Annotated in this window: 16 protein-coding genes and 4 tRNA genes; 17 read left to right on the top strand and 3 right to left on the bottom strand. The window is 65.0% G+C overall.

What is annotated here, in order from left to right:
• Positions 1 to 542 precede the first annotated feature (542 nt).
• Positions 543 to 992 (top strand): hypothetical protein, encoded by a 450-nt coding sequence (locus ACPUD7_RS16110; RefSeq protein WP_135542407.1) that lies wholly within the window; start codon positions 543 to 545, stop codon positions 990 to 992.
• Positions 993 to 1,041: 49 nt separating this feature from the next.
• Here the strand turns inward: ACPUD7_RS16110 and ACPUD7_RS16105 are convergent, their stop codons facing one another.
• Positions 1,042 to 1,683, bottom strand: a complete 642-nt coding sequence (locus ACPUD7_RS16105; RefSeq protein ID WP_135542408.1) for a DUF4870 domain-containing protein — start codon at positions 1,681 to 1,683, stop codon at positions 1,042 to 1,044.
• Between the two features lie 105 nt (positions 1,684 to 1,788).
• A complete protein-coding gene (locus tag ACPUD7_RS16100; protein WP_205683402.1) occupies positions 1,789 to 2,649 on the bottom strand; it encodes a DUF3097 domain-containing protein in 861 nt (286 codons plus the stop codon).
• 174 nt (positions 2,650 to 2,823) lie between these two features.
• On the opposite strand from ACPUD7_RS16100, the gene hrcA reads away from it, so the two are divergent.
• The 8 genes from hrcA to zapE all read left to right on the top strand — a co-directional run bounded on the left by hrcA (position 2,824) and on the right by zapE (position 10,860).
• Positions 2,824 to 3,867: a heat-inducible transcriptional repressor HrcA gene (gene hrcA / locus ACPUD7_RS16095; RefSeq protein WP_425120465.1), complete on the top strand. Its 1,044-nt coding sequence runs from the start codon at positions 2,824 to 2,826 to the stop codon at positions 3,865 to 3,867.
• Positions 3,868 to 3,996: 129 nt separating this feature from the next.
• A complete protein-coding gene (gene dnaJ / locus ACPUD7_RS16090; RefSeq protein ID WP_135542412.1) occupies positions 3,997 to 5,112 on the top strand; it encodes a molecular chaperone DnaJ in 1,116 nt (371 codons plus the stop codon).
• Positions 5,109 to 5,861 (top strand): 16S rRNA (uracil(1498)-N(3))-methyltransferase, encoded by a 753-nt coding sequence (locus ACPUD7_RS16085; RefSeq protein ID WP_425120464.1) that lies wholly within the window; start codon positions 5,109 to 5,111, stop codon positions 5,859 to 5,861. The genes dnaJ and ACPUD7_RS16085 overlap by 4 nt, the downstream gene beginning before the upstream one ends.
• Positions 5,862 to 5,916: 55 nt before the next feature.
• Positions 5,917 to 6,969 (top strand): PhoH family protein, encoded by a 1,053-nt coding sequence (locus tag ACPUD7_RS16080; RefSeq protein WP_425120463.1) that lies wholly within the window; start codon positions 5,917 to 5,919, stop codon positions 6,967 to 6,969.
• On the top strand, positions 6,966 to 7,454 hold the full coding sequence (gene ybeY, locus ACPUD7_RS16075) for an rRNA maturation RNase YbeY (protein ID WP_135542418.1): 489 nt from the start codon (positions 6,966 to 6,968) through the stop codon (positions 7,452 to 7,454). The genes ACPUD7_RS16080 and ybeY overlap by 4 nt, the downstream gene beginning before the upstream one ends.
• A 1-nt stretch (position 7,455) precedes the next feature.
• Complete coding sequence (locus tag ACPUD7_RS16070) at positions 7,456 to 8,769, top strand: hemolysin family protein (RefSeq protein WP_135542420.1); 1,314 nt, start codon at positions 7,456 to 7,458, stop codon at positions 8,767 to 8,769.
• Position 8,770: 1 nt separating this feature from the next.
• Positions 8,771 to 9,706, top strand: a complete 936-nt coding sequence (gene era / locus ACPUD7_RS16065; protein WP_425120462.1) for a GTPase Era — start codon at positions 8,771 to 8,773, stop codon at positions 9,704 to 9,706.
• Positions 9,707 to 9,852: 146 nt separating this feature from the next.
• Positions 9,853 to 10,860, top strand: coding sequence for a cell division protein ZapE (zapE, locus tag ACPUD7_RS16060; protein ID WP_425120461.1), 1,008 nt, complete (start codon positions 9,853 to 9,855; stop codon positions 10,858 to 10,860).
• Between the two features lie 203 nt (positions 10,861 to 11,063).
• Here zapE and ACPUD7_RS16055 read toward each other — a convergent pair whose 3' ends face one another.
• Positions 11,064 to 11,540 carry a PGPGW domain-containing protein gene (locus tag ACPUD7_RS16055; protein ID WP_425120460.1) on the bottom strand — a complete coding sequence of 159 codons (477 nt, stop codon included), beginning with the start codon at positions 11,538 to 11,540 and terminating at the stop codon, positions 11,064 to 11,066.
• A gap of 136 nt (positions 11,541 to 11,676) precedes the next feature.
• Here ACPUD7_RS16055 and ACPUD7_RS16050 point away from each other — a divergent pair.
• The 8 genes from ACPUD7_RS16050 to ACPUD7_RS16015 all read left to right on the top strand — a co-directional run bounded on the left by ACPUD7_RS16050 (position 11,677) and on the right by ACPUD7_RS16015 (position 18,216).
• Positions 11,677 to 11,749: transfer RNA gene (locus ACPUD7_RS16050), tRNA-Gly, on the top strand.
• Between the two features lie 26 nt (positions 11,750 to 11,775).
• A tRNA-Cys gene (locus tag ACPUD7_RS16045) sits at positions 11,776 to 11,846 on the top strand.
• A gap of 30 nt (positions 11,847 to 11,876) precedes the next feature.
• Positions 11,877 to 11,948 (top strand) — tRNA-Val (locus tag ACPUD7_RS16040).
• A gap of 37 nt (positions 11,949 to 11,985) precedes the next feature.
• A tRNA-Val gene (locus ACPUD7_RS16035) sits at positions 11,986 to 12,057 on the top strand.
• 161 nt (positions 12,058 to 12,218) lie between these two features.
• A complete protein-coding gene (locus ACPUD7_RS16030; protein ID WP_425120459.1) occupies positions 12,219 to 13,457 on the top strand; it encodes a DUF4352 domain-containing protein in 1,239 nt (412 codons plus the stop codon).
• Positions 13,458 to 13,664: 207 nt separating this feature from the next.
• The gene (gene thrS, locus ACPUD7_RS16025; protein WP_135542428.1) at positions 13,665 to 15,671 is read left to right on the top strand and encodes a threonine--tRNA ligase; all 2,007 of its coding nucleotides are present in this window, start codon (positions 13,665 to 13,667) and stop codon (positions 15,669 to 15,671) included.
• On the top strand, positions 15,668 to 16,273 hold the full coding sequence (locus tag ACPUD7_RS16020) for an HIT family protein (RefSeq protein WP_135542430.1): 606 nt from the start codon (positions 15,668 to 15,670) through the stop codon (positions 16,271 to 16,273). The genes thrS and ACPUD7_RS16020 overlap by 4 nt, the downstream gene beginning before the upstream one ends.
• Entirely contained in the window at positions 16,270 to 18,216 is a 1,947-nt protein-coding gene (locus ACPUD7_RS16015) for an alpha/beta hydrolase family protein (RefSeq protein ID WP_425120458.1), read from the top strand. Before ACPUD7_RS16020 ends, ACPUD7_RS16015 begins: the two co-directional genes overlap by 4 nt.
• Positions 18,217 to 18,318 lie beyond the last annotated feature (102 nt).

Genomic DNA, 18,318 nt, shown 5'->3' with positions numbered 1-18,318 from the left:
GCCTTCGAACCTCGGTGACAACACCCCCCGGATCATGACGACTGGGGGCATGAATCATGCCGAGGTCCTCAGGCCAGCGACCCCTTCTATCCTGACGGATGTTGAGGCTACTTAAAAGGTAACGGGGTGGGGAGAGAGAAGAGCTCAGATTCCTGCCTCAGTTCGGCAACGGCTGTAGTAAGGTAGCAGCGGAATCGGTCATTGATGCAGAAAGGGCTGCCACGTCGTCTATGAGTACACCGAATCCGGGGCATGGGCAGAGGAACTGGTCAGAAGCCTGGCCTGCTCCCGCGATGTCGCTGACGGGTCACTCTCATTCTGAGTGGGGACATGCGCTCGGTCATCTGCCGACCGAAGACCCACGCGAGATTGCCGCACGGGCAAGGGAGGACTTGCTCCGTCGCCGGCGCGCAACGGATCGCGCTTCCTTGATAGGGTCGCATCCGCTGGAACGGAATGGGCACGGGAAAGCATTCGATGTTGCACGGAACTATCCCGGGACCTACCGCTCTGCGCGAGATCTGCAAGTGAATGTGTTTGGTGTGCCTAAGCGTCCCTTCGAGGTCATCACCGCCTCGGTGCTGGGGTTCATTGCTCCGTTCTTCGTTCTTGCGGCTCTCGTCTGGATGGCCTTCACCGGTGGGCGAGCGTTCCGGATCGTCGGCTGGGTGCTGCGAAAGATCGGAGACCTGACGGATACAGCGGTACTGTCCTGGGCCGGCGATCTATCGAGTGGAATCGCCACGGGGATCGTCGCAATCGCGTTTGTGGTCGGCCTCATCGTGATTGTGGGCTTCACGGCCTATGCATGGCGTCTGGCCGTCGGTCGTGGGCGTGCTCGTTGGGTGGCAATGGGATGTCTTGGCCTGGCCTTCGTGGTGATGACCCCGCTCAATCCGCTGTTGATCGGCTGCTTTCTGCTGTTCGGCACTGCGAGCATAGTGTTCGCCTTCTTGCCCCGCTCCTCGGCGTGGTTTGCCCGCGGCCGGTGATCGGACCAGGCAACACCATTGGGCGCCGTCGGTCAGGACGTCGGACGGGTCATTTGACCATCGAAATCGCCAGGGGGATCCTGTAGCCCTGGCCGCGATTGGCGGCGATAGCGCCATTGATGTGGAAGACGATGTTAACGATTGCCGCAGCCAGAAGAATCAGCAGGCCGACTCCCGTCAATGTGAATATTGAACCGATGAAGAAGATCGGGAACAAAGTCAGTTCGAAATTCAACGACTGGCGGGCATGTTCGCGAACGAACGGGGACTCGTCCTTCTTGACGAGGAAGAGGATGAGCGGCAGTAGCCAGCCCAGCAGGATGGATCCGATATGGGTCCAGACTGCAGTACTGCGGTCCGAGGGTGGTGTTTGCCAGAACCCTTCGGACCCGGTGCCGAAGGCTTGCGGCGGCAACAGCCGTGAGTCGTACAGCGCCTGGTCAGCTGCCGGGCCGTGGGCGCCTGGTGAGACCGAGTAGCTCTGCGGCACACCGTATGACGGTTGGGAACCATAAGGCTGCTGGGAACCATAAGGCTGCTGGGAACCGTATGACGGCTGGGAACCATAAGGCTGCTGGGAACCGTATGACGGTTGGGAACCATAAGGCGGTTGGAGTCCGGGTGCCTCAGGGTAATTCGGCGGCATCGGTCGCGGGTGGCTGTTGTCGGGCTGCTGGGGATTCTGTGTCATGAGCTTCCTTTCGATTCCTCCAGTCATCCACGTTACCGCAGATGTTGTCAACGCAGACTGTGTTGTCGACTTGCGTCGTCATCCTCCGTGCCTCGGGCGCCCCGATCAGCCGACAGTGACGAAGTCGATGAGCTCCTCGACCCGGCCCGACAGCGTCGGTTCGACATCGGCGATCGTCGTCACCTTTCCGAGGATGCGCACCCATCCGCGCGCGACATCGCGGTGATCGGCATGCGGCCAACCGATCCGACGCAGGATCCCCGTCTTCCAATCCTCTCCGCGAGGGACGACCGGCCACTCTCTGATGCCGACGACATGGGGTTTGACCGCCTGCCAGATGTCGACATAGGGATGACCGATGATGTGGACGACGTCGCGGTAGCGCGGATCGGCGCGTACCGCCTCGGCGATCTTCGACTCCTTTGTTCCATCGACCAGGTGGTCGGCGAGGACGCCGACCCGATGCTCGCGATCCGGACCGAAGGCCGCGAGTTTGTCGGCGACGTCATCGAGGCCGCCGAGGGGTTCGACGACCACGCCTTCGATGCGCAGATCATCACCCCAGATCTTCTCGACCAATTCGGCATCGTGCTTGCCCTCGACCCAGATGCGCGACCCACGTGCCACCCGCGCTTTGGCACCTGCCACCGCACGCGAGCCGGAAGCCGTTCGCCCGGGGGCCTGCGCTTTCTTCTTCGTCGGCAGCCGCAGATCGACCGGTTGCCCTTCCAGCAGGAAGCCCGGGCCCAGGGGGAACGCATGCACCCGGCCGTTGCGGTCCTCGAGATTGACGACGACACCGGCCGTGGTCTTCTCCGCTCCGACGACCGCACCGACATATCCGCTCATCGCATCTTCGAGCACCATGCCCAGGCCGAGTTCGACCGGGCGGGACTTCTTCGGACGGTGAGACGACGGTGAGGAGCCGGAGAGCACATCGGGGCCATAGCGATCAAAAACATTCACGGGACACCACCCTAATGAAGGAGCGTCGGGGTCGCGCGCAGACCCGCGGGACACCCCTGAAATGAAATCAGCGGTCGAGAGGCGTAGAATTGGCACTCAGTCGCAATGAGTGCCAGTTCGGGCATGCGGAGACCGACACGGGCACCGGGAACAGAGGCGGGGAGGAGGTCCGCGATGAACGACAGCAGACGAGCACAGGTACTGCGCGCCATCGTCGAGGACTTCGTCGCCACCAACGAACCCGTGGGATCGAAGGCGATCGTGCAGCGGCACACCCTCGGCGTCTCACCGGCGACGATCCGCAACGACATGGCCCAGCTCGAACACGAGGGCTACATCGCCCAACCGCACACTTCGGCGGGCCGGATCCCCACCGACCTCGGATACCGGATGTTCGTCGACTGCATCGACGAGTTCAAACCGCTGACCGGTGCCGAACGCAGTGCGATCTTCCAGCTCATCGACGGTGAAGTCGACCTCGACGGGATGCTCGACCGCACCGTACGCGTGCTGTCGGGGCTGACCCACCAGGTCGCCCTCATCCAATACCCGACGGTGTCCCGCGCCCGGATCAAGCACGTCGAGATCGTCGGCCTCGGACCGGGGCGGATCCTTGTCGTCCTCATCACCGACGCCGGACAGGTCGAACAGAAGTCCATCATCACCCCGACGCCGGTCGATGACGACGCCGTCCGCGGCCTGCGCGACCAGATCAACGCCGAGTTCGCCGGCCGCAAGCTCTCGCAGGTCCTCGGTTCCGCCCCGGGCGTCGAGGCGGCCGCGACTCCCGATCCTGCCGAGCCCGGGGCCCTCGACGACTCCGGACTGCAGCAGGTCCGCGCCGCCGTCGTCGACCTCGTCGCCGCCACTCGTGAAGAGCGCATCATCATGGCCGGCACCGCGAACCTCGCACGCTCCGGACGTGAGTTCGGTGAGAAGATGGGCCCGATCCTCGAGGCCTTCGAAGAACAGGTGGTCCTCCTCAAGTTGCTCACCTCGATGGCCGAAGACCAAGAGGAGATCAGTGTGCGCATCGGGCGTGAGAATACTCACGAATCATTGAGTTCGACTTCTGTCGTGGCCGCCGAATATGGTCATGAGGCGGGTTCCTCGGCCAGACTGGCGGTGCTCGGCCCGACCAGAATGGATTATCCGACGACGATCTCGGCTGTCCGGGCCGTCGCGAAGTACGTGTCCTCGATCCTCGATCGAGGGTAGGGCCGCTGAAGACGAAGAGCTGGAGGCGCCCGAATCAGGGCGAGACCATATCGGTGAGGACTGCGTGGAAGCGCGGTCGCCACCACCAAGAACTGAGAAGACCACTACGTCAGGGAGAGAGAAGTTTCTGTGGCCGATCACTATGAAACACTCGGAGTGTCCAAAGATGCTTCCGCGGCTGAGATCAAGTCGTCGTACCGGAAGCTGGCACGCAAGTACCACCCGGACGTCAACCCCGGTCACGAAGACGAATTCAAGGCCATCTCACTGGCCTACGATGTGCTCTCCGACCCGGAGAAGCGGCGCAACTACGACATGGGCGGCGGCGAGAACGGTCAGGGCTTCCCGGCCGGCGGCGGCTTCGGCGGCTTCGGAGACATCTTCGAAACCTTCTTCGGCGGCGGAGGGGGACAGGCCGCCGGTCCGATCCCACGCACCCAGCGCGGCAAGGACGCCCTCGTCGGCGTCAGCATCGACCTCAAGACTGCGGCCTTCGGCGGCACCGTCGATCTCGATGTGACCACCGCCGTCGTCTGCGACACGTGCTCCGGTGCCGGCACCCAGGAAGGCACGAAGATCGAGACCTGCAGCCTGTGCCACGGCGCCGGCAGCGTCCAGCGCATGACCCGCACCCTGCTGGGCCAGATGGTCACGAACCAGACCTGCAACTCCTGCCACGGATTCGGCACCGTCATCCCGAGCCCCTGCCTCAACTGCCAGGGCGACGGCCGCGTGCGCAAACAGCGGACGATGAAGATCCGGATCCCCGCCGGAGTCTCCGACGGCACCCGCATCCAGCTGTCCAGCCAGGGCGAAGTCGGACCCGGCGGCGGCCCCGCCGGCGACCTCTTCGTCGAGGTCATGGTCACCCGCCACGAGGTCTTCCACCGCGACGGCGACAACTTCCGTGCCGCGGTGTCCGTGCCGATGACCGCGGCCACCCTGGGAGCGACGATTCCGTTCGAGACCTTCGACGGCACCCAGGACCTCAACATCGCCCCGGGCACCCAGTCGGGCACGGTCGTCAAACTCGCCGGACTCGGCGCGGCCCGCCTGCGCTCGGAGACTCGTGGCGACCTGCTCATCACCGTCGACGTGCTCACTCCCGACAAGCTCGACGACGAGCAGCGCGAGCTGCTCGAGAAGCTGGCACAGCTGCGAGGGGAAGAAGCCCCCCGCGCGCAGATCACCACCGAGAGCCGCGGCGTGTTCTCCCGCATGCGCGAAAGGTTCGCCGGTCGGTGAGTCTTCCCGTCTTCCGCTCCGCCCTGGCCGCCGAGGCGGTCATCGGTCAGGTCCTCACCCTCGGTGAGGACGTGGCCGGACATGCGGTGCGGGTGCGACGGATCGGACCCGGTGAGCAGATCGACATCGTCGACGGGGCCGGTGCGCGAGCTCGTGGCACCGTCACGACCGCTTCACCGACGGACATCGCCATCGACGTCACCGCGGTGACGACGGAACCGCGGCCGGCTCCGCGGCTCGTTCTCGTCCAAGCCCTGGCCAAGGGCGACCGTGACCTGCAGGCCATCGAAACGGCCACGGAGATCGGGGTCGACGATGTCATCCCCTGGGCCGCCGAACGCTCGATCGCCGGTTGGCCGGCGAAGAAGCGGGAGAAGATCGCCGCGAAATGGGAGAACCTGCTCAACGCCGCCTCCCTCCAAGCCCGGCGCTCCCACTTCCCGCAGCTGCACGAACTCGTTCGCGGCACGTCCCTGGCCCAGCGGCTCTCTGCTGCCGATGCGGTCTTCGTCCTCCACGAGACCGCGGAAGCGAAGCTGTCCACGGCACTCGAAGAGGTGGCGGCAGGGGAGGCACCCGAGCGCATCGTCTTCGTCGTCGGACCCGAGGGCGGTATCAGCGACAGCGAACTTGCGGCACTGAAAGACCGCGGGGCCACACCCGTGCTGCTGGGTCCGACCATCCTGCGCTCCTCGTCGGCGGGATCCGCCGGCCTCGTCATGGCTCAGAATTCATTGGGCCGTTGGTGAGCCATCGGACTAGGATGGAAGCACACTCCGGCGTCGCCGGTGACGGCACGCTCGCATGCAAAGGAACATTCTGGACATCACCCACCCCACCCCGAACCCTGTGAACACTCCCGACTCTCACGCGGCAGACACCGACGCCCAGGCAGACTCTCATGCCGCTGACTCCGTACGCCTCGTCATTCCCGACTCGATCGACCTCGTCGAATTCTTCGGGCCCGGGGAATCGAACCTGCGCACCCTCGAGAAGTCATTCGACGACCTCGACATCCACGTGCGCGCCAACCAGGTCCAGGCCGCCGGGGATCCGAACCGGGTCCAAGCCTTCGTCAGCGTCATCGGGGAGCTGAAGAAGCTCCACGCCGCCGGCCATCGGATCAACGATGAGACGATCGAACGGGTCACGAAGTTCTCCTCCGAAGGGGCGGCCGCCTCGGCGGTGCTGGGCACGAACATCCTCTCCACACGCGGAAAGTCGATCCGCCCGAAGACGATGGGCCAGCACGACTACGTCAAAGCCATCCGCAACCACACGATCACCTTCGGCATCGGCCCCGCCGGCACCGGCAAGACGTACCTGGCGATGGCGATGGCCGTCAACGCCCTCCAGCACAAAGAGGTCTCGCGGATCATCCTCACCCGGCCCGCCGTCGAAGCCGGCGAATCCCTCGGCTACCTGCCGGGCACCCTGAACGAGAAGATCGACCCATATGTGCGACCGCTCTACGATGCGCTCCACGATATGGTCGACCCGGAATCGATCCCGCTGCTCATCGAGACCGGCACGATCGAGGTCGCACCCCTGGCGTACATGCGCGGACGGACTCTCAACGATGCCTTCGTCATCCTCGACGAAGCGCAGAACACGACGGCCGAGCAGATGAAGATGTTCCTCACCCGCCTCGGCTTCGGCTCCCGGATGGTCGTTACCGGTGACATCTCCCAGATCGACCTGCCGGGCAAGACCCGCAGCGGACTCAAGGTCGTGCGCGACATCTTCGACGGGATCGAGGACCTGCAGTTCTGCGAACTGGGCAGCAAGGACGTCGTCCGGCATTCGCTGGTGACGAAGATCGTCGAAGCCTACGACCTGTGGGGAAGTGCCGAATGAACACCGAGATCCTCAACGAGACCGACGCCGAGGTGGACCTCGACGAGGTCGTGGCCCTGACCGAGTACCTCGGGGAGGCCCTGCACATGCATCCCGGTGCGGAACTGGCCGTGACCATGGTCGATACCGCAGCGATGTCCGAACTCCACGTCACGTGGATGGACCTCGAAGGTCCGACCGACGTCATGTCCTTCCCCATGGACCAGCTCCACCAAGGAGAGCCGGACAAACCGACCGAAGGTCAGATGGGTGACATCATCATCTGCCCCGAGGTGGCCGCCGCCCAAGCCGACGCCGCCGGCCATTCGACAATGGACGAGATCCTGCTGCTCACGGTGCACGGATTCCTCCACCTCCTCGGCTACGACCACGGTGAGCCCGAAGCGCGGGAGGAGATGTTCGCCCTGCAGCGGCATCTGCTGCTGACCTTCTTCGCCGCTCGCTACGACGGTCGCACCGACATTCCCACCCCCACCGAGGTCTGAGGTGTTCGCGTACTTCCTCGGTGCGGCACTGTGCCTCATCATCGCAGCCATCCTCTCGGCGGTCGATGCGGCTCTGCTCAACGTGTCCCACCACGCCGTCGAGGAGGCGAAGGAAGAGGGCAAGCGCGCGGCCGTGCGGGTGGAGAAGATCCTCGGCGACCTGCCGACGAACATCAACGTCATCATCTTCGTCCGCAACTTCCTCGAGGCACTGGCCACGGTCTTCATCGCACTGGCCTATGACTCCTACTACTCCGTGGGACCGCTCATGGTCTTCCTCACGGTACTCACCGCCTCGGTGGCGGTCTTCATCATCACCGGCGTGTCTCCGCGCACGATCGGCAAGCGCCGGTCGCTAGCCGTGTGCCTCAACCTCAGCTGGATCGTGCGCATCGTCCTCGTCGTCCTCAAACCGCTCACCCGCATCCTCGTCGTCCTCGGCAACCTGCTGACCCCGGACAAGGTGTACAAGGACGGTCCGTTCGTGACTTCTGAGCAGCTGCGCGACCTCGTCGAGAGGGCCAGCGAATCCGATATCATCGAAGACGGCGAACGCGAGATGATCCAATCGGTCTTCAACCTCTCGGACACCTCGGCGAACGAAGTCATGGTCCCGCGCACCGACCTCGTCACCGTCGACGCCGACGTAGGTCTGCAGAAGACGATGAACCTGTTCTTCCGTTCCGGCTTCTCCCGGATCCCCGTGTGCGGGGAGGACCTCGACGACGTCCGCGGCGTCGCCTATCTCAAAGATGTGGCCCGCCGCCTTCAGCTCCACCCGGACGACACCGACAAGCCGATCGGGACGCTGGCGCGCAGTGTGCTCTTCGTGCCCGAGACCAAACCGGCCGACGATCTGCTGCGACAGATGCAGCTGGACTCCACGCACTTGGCGATCCTCGTCGACGAATACGGCGGCACCGCCGGGCTTGTGACCATCGAGGACATCGTCGAAGAGATCGTCGGCGAGATCGAAGACGAATACGACAACGGCGATGACGAACTCGTCGCCGCCGAGGACGGATCCTTCGTCATCAGCACGCGCATGTCGATCTCGGACTTCGCCGAATACTTCGACGTGCGCATCGACGAAGATGATGTCAACAGCGTCGGCGGGCTGCTTTCGAAGCTCATCGACAGGGTGCCCATCGACGGTTCGCATGCGAGCATCGCCGGCCTCCATATCGAAGCCATGGAAGGCCAGGGCCGCCGCCACCGCATCACCCATGTGCGGGTCACCCGCACCGCAGACGACACCGCCGCCGAGGCGCAGACCGCCGCGGCCGGAAGCCCGGGGACGAAGGAAGAGGACTGACATGGAATTTCGCACAGACTATCCCGAGGGCTACCGTGCCGGGTTCGCCTGCTTCGTGGGACGGCCGAACACCGGCAAGTCGACGCTGACGAACGCCTTGGTGGGGGAGAAGGTGGCGATCACCTCGGCAAAGCCGCAGACGACGCGGCACACGATCCGCGGAATCGTCCACCGGGACGATCACCAGCTGATCCTCGTCGACACCCCCGGACTGCACAAGCCCAGGACGCTGCTGGGCTCCCGCCTCAACGACCTCGTGGCCACCACCCTCAACGAAGTCGACGTCATCGGCTTCTGCCTTCCCGCCGATGAGGCGATCGGTCCCGGCGACCGTTACATCGCCTCCCAGCTGGAGTTGCTCGACGAGCGGACCCCGATCGTCGCGCTCGTGACGAAAGTCGACCTCGTATCCAAGGACAAGGTCGCCGAGGCGCTGCTGGCCGTCGGCGAACTCGCCGACTTCGCCGACGTCGTCCCGGTCTCCGCGGCCGACGGTTTCCAGATCGACACCGTCGACTCCGTTCTCTCCTCCCATCTGCCGGTGTCGCCGCCGCTCTACCCCGACGGCGACCTCACCGATGAGCCGGAGGAGAAGATGATCGCCGAACTCGTCCGTGAAGCCGCCCTCGAAGGCGTCCGCGACGAACTGCCGCACTCCCTGGCCGTCCAAGTCGAGGAGATGTACCCGCGGGAGGGCCGCAGCGAGGACAATCCGCTGTGGAACGTCCACGTCAACCTCTTCGTCGAACGACCCAGCCAGAAGGCGATCATCATCGGCAAGGGCGGCAGCCGACTCAAAGCGATCGGTTCGGAATCCCGCCAGGGCATCGAACGCCTCCTCGGCACCAAGGTCTACCTCGACCTCCACGTCAAGGTCGCCAAGGACTGGCAGCGCGATCCCAAACAGCTCGGCCGACTCGGCTTCGACTTCAGCTGAGACGAACCGAACGGCTTCGGCGGACGAAGGCGCGCCGAAGCTGTGCGTGTGCGCCCGTCCACCTCGGTTCTCTGCGCCTGTGATGGTCCTCACCCGCTCGGGCCCGATTTCCGTCGGGCCCGCGGGCCTGCCTTAGACTAGGCCGAGTGAATGCCGAGCAGACTCTGGTCGCACTGAGCGACCGATCCCCACAGGTTGCCCCCGAAGAGCTCATCGCAGGCCTCGTCCCGCCGCCTCAGTTCGAGGACGTGTCCTTCGACAGCTATCGCACGGACCCCGCCGAGCCCTCGCAGGCCGAGGCTCGGAGAAGACTCGAGCAATTCGCAGCACAGTCGAACTCGAAGGGGTTCTTCGGCAAGCTCTTCTCGAAGGGGAAGTCCGGTCCCAAGGGCGTCTACCTCGACGGCGGCTACGGTGTCGGCAAGACTCACCTGCTCGCGTCCGCGTGGCACGCCAATGAGAAGCCCGCCACATTCGGCACCTTCGTCGAATACACGAACCTCGTCGGTGCTCTGGGCTTCGCCCGCGCCCGCGACGACCTGTCGCAGATGAAGCTCGTGTGCGTCGACGAATTCGAACTCGACGATCCGGGGGACACCGTGCTCATGTCCCGGCTCATGCGCGAACTCACCGATGCGGGCGTGAAGATCATCGCAACGTCGAACACCCTGCCCGGCTCGCTGGGAGAGGGCCGTTTCGCCGCTCAGGACTTCCTCCGTGAGATCCAGGCGCTGGCCGACCAGTTCGAGGTCTTTCGCATCGACGGTCAGGACTACCGCCACCGTGCGCTGAGCTCCCCGGCAGATCCGCTGCCGGCCGACGAGCTCGATGCGGCCACGGCGAAGCTCGAAGGCACCGTCGCCAGAGATGAGTTCTCCCAGCTGCTGTCTCATCTGTCGACGGTCCATCCGTCCCGCTACGGGCGGATGGTCGACGGCGTGGACTCCGCCGTGTGGGAGGACGTCACGACGATCGAGAACGAGAGCGTGGCGCTGCGCTTCGTCGCTCTGGTCGACCGGCTCTACGACCGCAACGTCCACATCGTCAACTCCGGTGTGCCGTTGGACAAGATCTTCACCGAGGAGTCTCTGGCCGGCGGCTACAGGAAGAAGTACATGCGCTGCCTTTCGCGGCTGACCGCGCTGTCATCCTGACTCCACCGCTGTCATCCTGACAGCGGCTCCGCACGTTCCCGTCGACCACGGTGAATGGTCGGCGGCCTCTGTGCATTCGGCCACCGTCGGGTCAGAGCTACCGGCGGGTGATGAACGGCGGCGGGACAGCGACCCCGGAGGGTCAGCGGCGTCGGCCAACTGTGCGGACGTGCGTGGCGGGTTCGGGTGCGCAGGGCGGATGTTCAGTGCAGACCGAGCAGTTCGAGCACACCGAGATCCGGCACCCACCCCGGCAGGCCGGTGAGGCGCAGGGTGCACCAGACGATGAAGCCGACGAAGGCCGCGGTGACCGCGCCGACGGTCCAGCGCACCCACAGCCGCTGGGCCATGATCCAGCGCGTCCACCGCTCGACATTCACGCGCACGAAGTGGAGCAGTCTCCGCGCCCAATGGAATTCGCTGGAGATGACGAACAGGCCGATGATGACGATGAGCCATCCCGGACCGGGCAGGGGCACAAGGACGAGGCCGATGAGCACGATGAGTGTGCCGAGTCCGCCGACGATGCTGCGATAGATGCGGGCGGTGTGATGGTTCGCCAACACCATCCGGCGCCAGCGGAGGAAACCCAGACGCAGTTTCCGCCACGGTCGGGGGCCCTGGCGATGGTGGCGTGACAACCAGCCCTTGGGGCGGGCGCGGGGACGTTCGTCGTTCACCCCACCACTATAAGTTGGCCAGCCTGAATGCTCGATCTGCGCATGTGATCACGATCACCCGATTCCGATTTTGCGTATGCCGCCCCCTCCGTATAGAGTTGTATCTCGTTGCGAGGGAAACCCCGCAGCGAGAAATGCGGATGTGGCTCAGTTGGTAGAGCATCACCTTGCCAAGGTGAGGGTCGCGGGTTCGAGTCCCGTCATCCGCTCGGAGGCGTCATGGCACTGCCTTGGCGGTGGCGTGGCCGAGAGGCGAGGCAGCGGCCTGCAAAGCCGTATACACGGGTTCGAATCCCGTCGCCACCTCGGATGGTCAGCAGCAATGCTGACCGACCAGCGCGATTGGCGCAGCGGTAGCGCGCTTCCTTCACACGGAAGAGGTCACTGGTTCGATCCCAGTATCGCGCACAGGGACCCTCGGGTTCCGGTGCAACAAAAGAATAGAGCGCGATTGGCGCAGCGGTAGCGCGCTTCCCTGACACGGAAGAGGTCACTGGTTCGATCCCAGTATCGCGCACAGAAGAAGCCCCGGGCAATCCGCCCGGGGCTTCGTGCATCCCCGAAGACTCGTGAACATCCGGCTCTGTTGCAGGTTTGGAACGCGAACATCATGCAGTGGCAGGCGGGTTTGCTAGTACGCTTGGCCTTGTATCTAACGACGATGACTTCGGAGCATTCATGTCTAATCCTCAGAACCCCTACGGTTCCGGTGACGGTTCGGGCGGGAACAACCCGAACGGCCAGAACCCCAACGGTCAGAACCCGAACAACCAGCCGCCGAGTGCGCCCGGCTACGGCAACGACCAGAACGCGGGACAGCAGCCTCCCCAGTACGGATCCCAGCCGAACTACGGCCCGGGCGGGAATGACGGTTCGCAGGGGTACGGACAGCAGCCTCCGCAGTACGGTTCGCAGCCGAACTACGGTCAGCCGAACGACCAGAACCAGTACGGACAGCAGCCGAACTTTGGTCAGCCGAACGACCAGTACGGCCAGAACCAGTACGGCGACAGCCAGTACGGACAGAGTCAGTACGGCCAGAACCAGTACGACGCCAATCAATACGGACAGCAGCCGGCCTACCCGGGTGCCGAAGGGTCGTCCGATCAATTCATCCCGGCCAACCCGAACGCCGCCTACGGGCAGTACCCCTCGGGCGGCGGCACCTCGAAGAACATCTGGGGCATCCTCGCACTCATCGGCGGCATCGTCGGCGTCCTCGGCGCCTTCGTCTTCGGCGGCGGCGCGCTCTTCGGCATCGCCGCGATCGTGTTCGGATTCCTCGGACTCTCCGCGATCAAGAAGGGCCTGGCGAACAACAAGGGCTTCAACATCACCGGCATCGTCCTCGGCGGAGTGTCGATCCTCATCTCGATCGCCGTCGTGATCTTCACCATCCTCGGACTCGGAATCCTCGGCAAGGCCATCGACGAAGCCGCAAGTTCCTCGGCCCCGGCCGATCCGAGCCAGGGTGCCGGCCAGGACCCCGCCGAGAACAACGACGGCGAAGACGCTGCGCCCGCTCAGGCCGGCGAGGTCGAGATCGGCACCGATGTCACCGCCGCGATCAATGTCCGCCCGGGCACTGCGGGAGAATACGCCTCCGGCGCCGAGTCGACGAATGGTGAGATCGCCATCGTGACGATGACCGTGAAGAACGACTCGAGCTCTGACGTGAAGATGACTCTGACGAATCTGACCGCCACAGATGGAGGCAGCAAGGAATACGACGACGTCTTCGACAGCGGAAACTACAAGGGCTCGCTGGCCTTCACCGATCCCGTGCCTGCCGGCGGCGAAACGACCTATGAGCTCGCCTTCGGTGTTCCCAAGGCCGAAATCGATGGGATGCACCTCAAGCTCAAACTCGTCGACGATCTCGGCAAGGGCAAGGACTTCGAGTTCTACAAGCAGTGATGCTGTGAACTCGTGGCGCCGAGGCGGCCGATCGGCACCTCGACGCTGCGACGCCGGCAGCGGCAGGCTCGGTCTGGGCGGCGGTCACACGACTGCCGCCCGACTGATCTGTCACTGCCGAAGTGGTACTAGAATCTAGGGGCGAGAAGTCCTCGATCCGGACGATCCCGGCCGGACTCAGACGAACACAGACGAACGGAGAAATCAGTGGCAGACAGCATCGACTGCGCGGGCGAGAGCATTCCTTGGAAAGAGGGGCTGACCGGAACGGAGATCTTCTCCACCGACCGCACAGTCGTCGCGATGTGGCTGAACGGCGAACCCGCCGATCTCAGCCGCGAACTGCAGCCAGGTGATCGGATCGCTCCGATCACCATCGACTCCGAAGCAGGACTCGATATCCTGCGCCACTCGACCGGGCACGTCACCGCCCAGGCTGTTCAGGAGCTCTTCCCCGGCACCAAGCTCGGCATCGGCCCCTACATCACCGACGGCTACTACTTCGACTTCGACGTCGCCGAACCCTTCACCCCCGAGGACCTCAAGGCCATCCAGAAGAAGGCCGCTCAGATCGTGAAGTCTGGTCAGACCTTCAACCGCGTCGTCGTCACCGAAGACGAAGCACGTCAGCGCATGGCGAACGAGCCGTACAAGCTCGAACTCATCAACGACAAGGGCTCGGGCTCCGACGACGGCTCCTCTGTCGAGGTCGGCGGCGCCGAGCTCACCGTCTACGAGAACGTCGACCGCAAGGGCGAAGTGGTGTGGCAGGATCTGTGTCGCGGCCCCCACCTGCCGAACACGAAACTCATCGGCAACGGCTTCGCCATCACCCGGTCCTCGGCCGCGTACTGGCGCGGCGACCAGGCGAACGCGAGCCTGCAGCGCGTCTACGGCACCGCCTGGGCGACGAAGGACGACCTCAAGGCCTACCAAGATCGCATCGCCGAAGCCGAACGTCGCGACCACCGCAGACTCGGTGCCGAACTGGACCTGTTCTCCTTCCCCGAGGAGCTCGGCTCCGGCCTGCCCGTCTTCCACCCCAAGGGCGGAGTGATCAAGCGGGAGATGGAGGACTACGTCCGCGCCCGTCACATCGCCGAAGGCTTCGAATACGTCGGCACCCCGCACATCTCGAAGGAGACCCTCTACTACACCTCGGGCCACCTGCCCTACTACGGGGAGAACATGTTCCCGGCGATGTCCGTCGATGAGGTCCGCGACGACTCCGGGGCCGTCGTCAAGGACGGCACCCCGTACCGTCTCAAAGCGATGAACTGCCCGATGCACAACCTCATCTACCGCTCCCGCGGTCGGTCCTACCGTGATCTGCCGCTGCGGCTGTTCGAGTTCGGCACCGTCTACCGCGACGAAGCTTCCGGCGTCATCCACGGTCTCACCCGTGTGCGTGCCCTGACCCAGGACGACTCGCACTCCTACGTCGCCCAGGAGGACGCGGCGAAGGAGATCCGCCACCTGCTCAACTTCGTGCTCAGCCTGCTGCGTGACTTCGGCCTCGACGACTTCTACCTCGAGCTGTCGACCCGTGACGAAGAGGGGAAGAAGGCAGAGAAGTTCATCGGCTCCGACGAGCAGTGGGCAGAAGCCACCCGCGTGCTCGAGGAGGTCGCCGATGAGACCGGTCTCGAACTCGTCGCCGATCCCGGCGGTGCCGCATTCTACGGACCGAAGATCTCCGTGCAGGCCCGAGACGCAATCGGGCGGACCTGGCAGATGTCGACCGTCCAGCTCGACTTCAACCAGCCCGAACGCTTCGGCCTCGAGTACGTCGCCGCCGACGGCACACGCAAGCAGCCGGTGATGATCCACTCCGCGAAGTTCGGGTCCATCGAACGCTTCCTCGGCGTGCTCACCGAGCACTACGCCGGCGCTTTCCCCGTGTGGCTGGCACCCGTCCAGGTCACCTGCATTCCCGTGGCCGAGGAGTTCAACGACTACCTCGTCGAGGTGGCCGAGCAGCTGCGCGCGGCAGGTGTCCGAGTCGAGATCGACGACAGCGACGACCGCTTCGGCAAGAAGATCCGCAATGCCTCGAAGTCGAAGGTGCCCTTCACCCTCATCGCCGGCGGCGAGGACCGCGAGGCTTCGGCCGTGTCCTTCCGGTTCCGCAGCGGTGAACAGGACAACGGCGTTCCCGTCGCCGAGGCGGTGCGCCGCATCCTCGACGCGATCGAGACCAAGGCCCAAGTATGAGCGAAGGCCGCGAGGACGCGACCGTGCAGGACAACAGCGGCGGCCGCCTCGGTGAGGGGATTCCCTATCCCGAGGCCGCCGCCGGGTTCCCCGGTGAGCCCGACGGCTTCCAGCGCCTGTGGACCCCGCACCGGATGGTCTACATCGACGGTCAGGACAAGCCGAAGGATGCGGGGGAGTCCCAATGTCCGTTCTGTTCGGCTCCGTCGAAGACCGACGCCGAGGGGCTCATCGTCGCCCGCGGCGAGACGGTGTTCGCCGTGCTCAACCTCTACCCGTACAACCCCGGCCACCTGCTCATCTGCCCCTACCGGCACGTGGCCGACTACACCGATCTCACCGCCGACGAGACGAACGAACTCGCCCGGTTCACGCAGAAGGCGATGCGCGTCATCCGCGCCGTGTCCGGCCCCCACGGATTCAACCTGGGAATGAACCAGGGCCCCGTCGCCGGTGCCGGCATCGCCGCGCACCTGCACCAGCATGTGGTGCCGCGGTGGGGTGGAGATGCGAACTTCCTGCCCGTGATCGCGCAGACGAAGGCCCTGCCGCAGGTGCACGCCGATGTGCAAGCGCGGCTGTCAGAAGAATGGAACAGATGAACCCCGAAGACCTCGACACACTGGCCGAATACTCCTCACCCGTGCTGCGCGGCGACGAAGCCGTCATCACGATCCGCAGACCCGACCTCGAATCGAACAGCTACCTGTCCCAGCTGTTCACCCTGACCGCAGACGACTCGCGTCGGCTGACGCATGCCTGGCACGATTCGTCCCCGCTGGTCGGCCCGAATTGGTCCGGATACCTCAGCGCGGAGAAGAAGTCGGCTCCGCAGCTCCACGTCGGCGCCACCCTGGAGACGGCGCACCAGATCACGGACAGCCACCTCGGCGTGTCCGAATTCGCCCTCGACGATGCAGGATCCCGCGCCCTCTACATCGCCCGCGCCGCCGAGCCCGGCCGCTACGGTCAGGACGAGGACATCCCCGCCGCCGAGGAGGCCCCGCGCCGGATCACCTCCGCGGCCTATCTGAGCAACGGCCTCGGGTACACGAACGACCGACCCGCCCGCGCCTTCCTCGTCGATCTCGCCGAACCCGGAACGGGCACGGTCGGAATCCGCGGTGCCGGGGAAGTTCCGCTCTCAACGCTTCTGAACGCACCGGTGACCGATGTCCACGATCCGCAGTTCTGCCCATCCGGAACCCGGATGTCCGTGGTCTCGGCACTCCACCCCGACGAAGGCCAGCCGGATCTGCGTTCGACGGTGTGGCTGCTCGGGGGCGAGGAGCCGACCCCGCTGCAGCTGCCGCGGATGAGCGTGAGCATGCATATCTGGCTCGACGAGGACTCCGTTCTGCTGATGGGAAATGATCTCACCCGCGATGAACTCGACTTCGTCGGACAGATGCCCGGGCTCTACGTCCACGAGCTGCGCACCGGAACCACACGGCGCCTGACCGACCCGGAGACCGTGGCGCTGGCCCCCATCCGCCCGCAGATCCGCGGGGGAGCGGCCATCGCCGTCATCGACACCGATGGGGCGTCCCGGCTCGTGAGCATCGACCTTGGCGCCGAGGAGATCGGCATCGACGAACTCGACTTCCTCAGTGATGACACGACCGTCATCAACGGCTTCGACATCGCGGATTCGACTCTCGTGTTCACCGGGGCGACCCCGAACTCACCTGCTGTGCTCGGCAAGATCGAACTCGACTCCGCCGCGGCCGCGGTCATCGTCAAGGAACACCCGGCACCGGCGAACTCCGTGACCCCGCAGGTCCTGCGCGTCGACGGCGAGGGCGGCTCCATCACCGGATGGTTGGCCACGCCGGAAGGACAGGGACCGTTCCCCGTCATCCTCAACATCCACGGCGGACCCTTCGCCCAATACACACACTCCTGGTTCGACGAGACCCAAGTGCTCACCTCGGCCGGCTACGCGGTCGTGTACTCGAACCCCCGCGGCTCGGGAGGCCGCACCCGCAGCTGGGGCACCGCGGTCCAAGGCGATATGGCGGCCCCGGCGATGTCCGATGTGCTCGCCGTGCTCGACTCTGCCCTGGAGACCGAACCCAACCTCGACCGGAATCGGATCGGCATCCAAGGCGGCTCCTACGGCGGCTACCTCACCGCCATGACCATCGCCGCCGACCACCGCTTCCGCGCCGCGATCGTCGAGCGCGGATACCTCGATCCCGACAGCTTCGTCGGCACCTCCGACATCGGACGCTTCTTCACCGAGGAGTACACGAGCCGCAGCCGCGAGGCCATCGCCGCCCAATCGCCGCTGGCCCACGCCGACCAGGTCGGAACCCCGACCCTGGTGATGCATTCGGAACTCGACTTCCGGTGCCCGCTCGAACAGGCCCAGCAGTACTATGCGGCTCTGCAGCGAGCCGGAGTCGACACGGAGATGCTCATCTTCCCCGGGGAGAACCACGAGCTCTCCCGTGCCGGGCAGCCACGCCATCGTCGACAGCGCTTCGAAGCCGTGCTCGACTGGTGGGACCGACATCTGGCGGCCCCCGCCGGACGGGCATGACCGTCGAGTTGGTCGGGAAGGCACGGTGCCGGTATCGTGCTCTCGACCCCTGTCGCGCTCTTGCCGAAAACCCCCAGCATCATTATTCTGCAAACACCTGCG

Source organism: Brevibacterium sp. FAM 24630 (assembly GCF_049804075.1).
In the GTDB taxonomy this organism is placed as follows: domain Bacteria; phylum Actinomycetota; class Actinomycetes; order Actinomycetales; family Brevibacteriaceae; genus Brevibacterium.
This window is presented reverse-complemented; position numbering and strand designations above follow the sequence as displayed.

Coding starts and splice junctions, on each gene's coding strand:
- ACPUD7_RS16105 (WP_135542408.1), bottom strand. CDS start 1,683: ATGACACAGAATCCCCAGCAGCCCGACAACAGCCACCCGCGACCGATG.
- hrcA (WP_425120465.1), top strand. CDS start 2,824: ATGAACGACAGCAGACGAGCACAGGTACTGCGCGCCATCGTCGAGGAC.
- ACPUD7_RS16080 (WP_425120463.1), top strand. CDS start 5,917: ATGCAAAGGAACATTCTGGACATCACCCACCCCACCCCGAACCCTGTG.
- ybeY (WP_135542418.1), top strand. CDS start 6,966: ATGAACACCGAGATCCTCAACGAGACCGACGCCGAGGTGGACCTCGAC.
- era (WP_425120462.1), top strand. CDS start 8,771: ATGGAATTTCGCACAGACTATCCCGAGGGCTACCGTGCCGGGTTCGCC.
- ACPUD7_RS16030 (WP_425120459.1), top strand. CDS start 12,219: ATGTCTAATCCTCAGAACCCCTACGGTTCCGGTGACGGTTCGGGCGGG.
- ACPUD7_RS16020 (WP_135542430.1), top strand. CDS start 15,668: ATGAGCGAAGGCCGCGAGGACGCGACCGTGCAGGACAACAGCGGCGGC.
- ACPUD7_RS16015 (WP_425120458.1), top strand. CDS start 16,270: ATGAACCCCGAAGACCTCGACACACTGGCCGAATACTCCTCACCCGTG.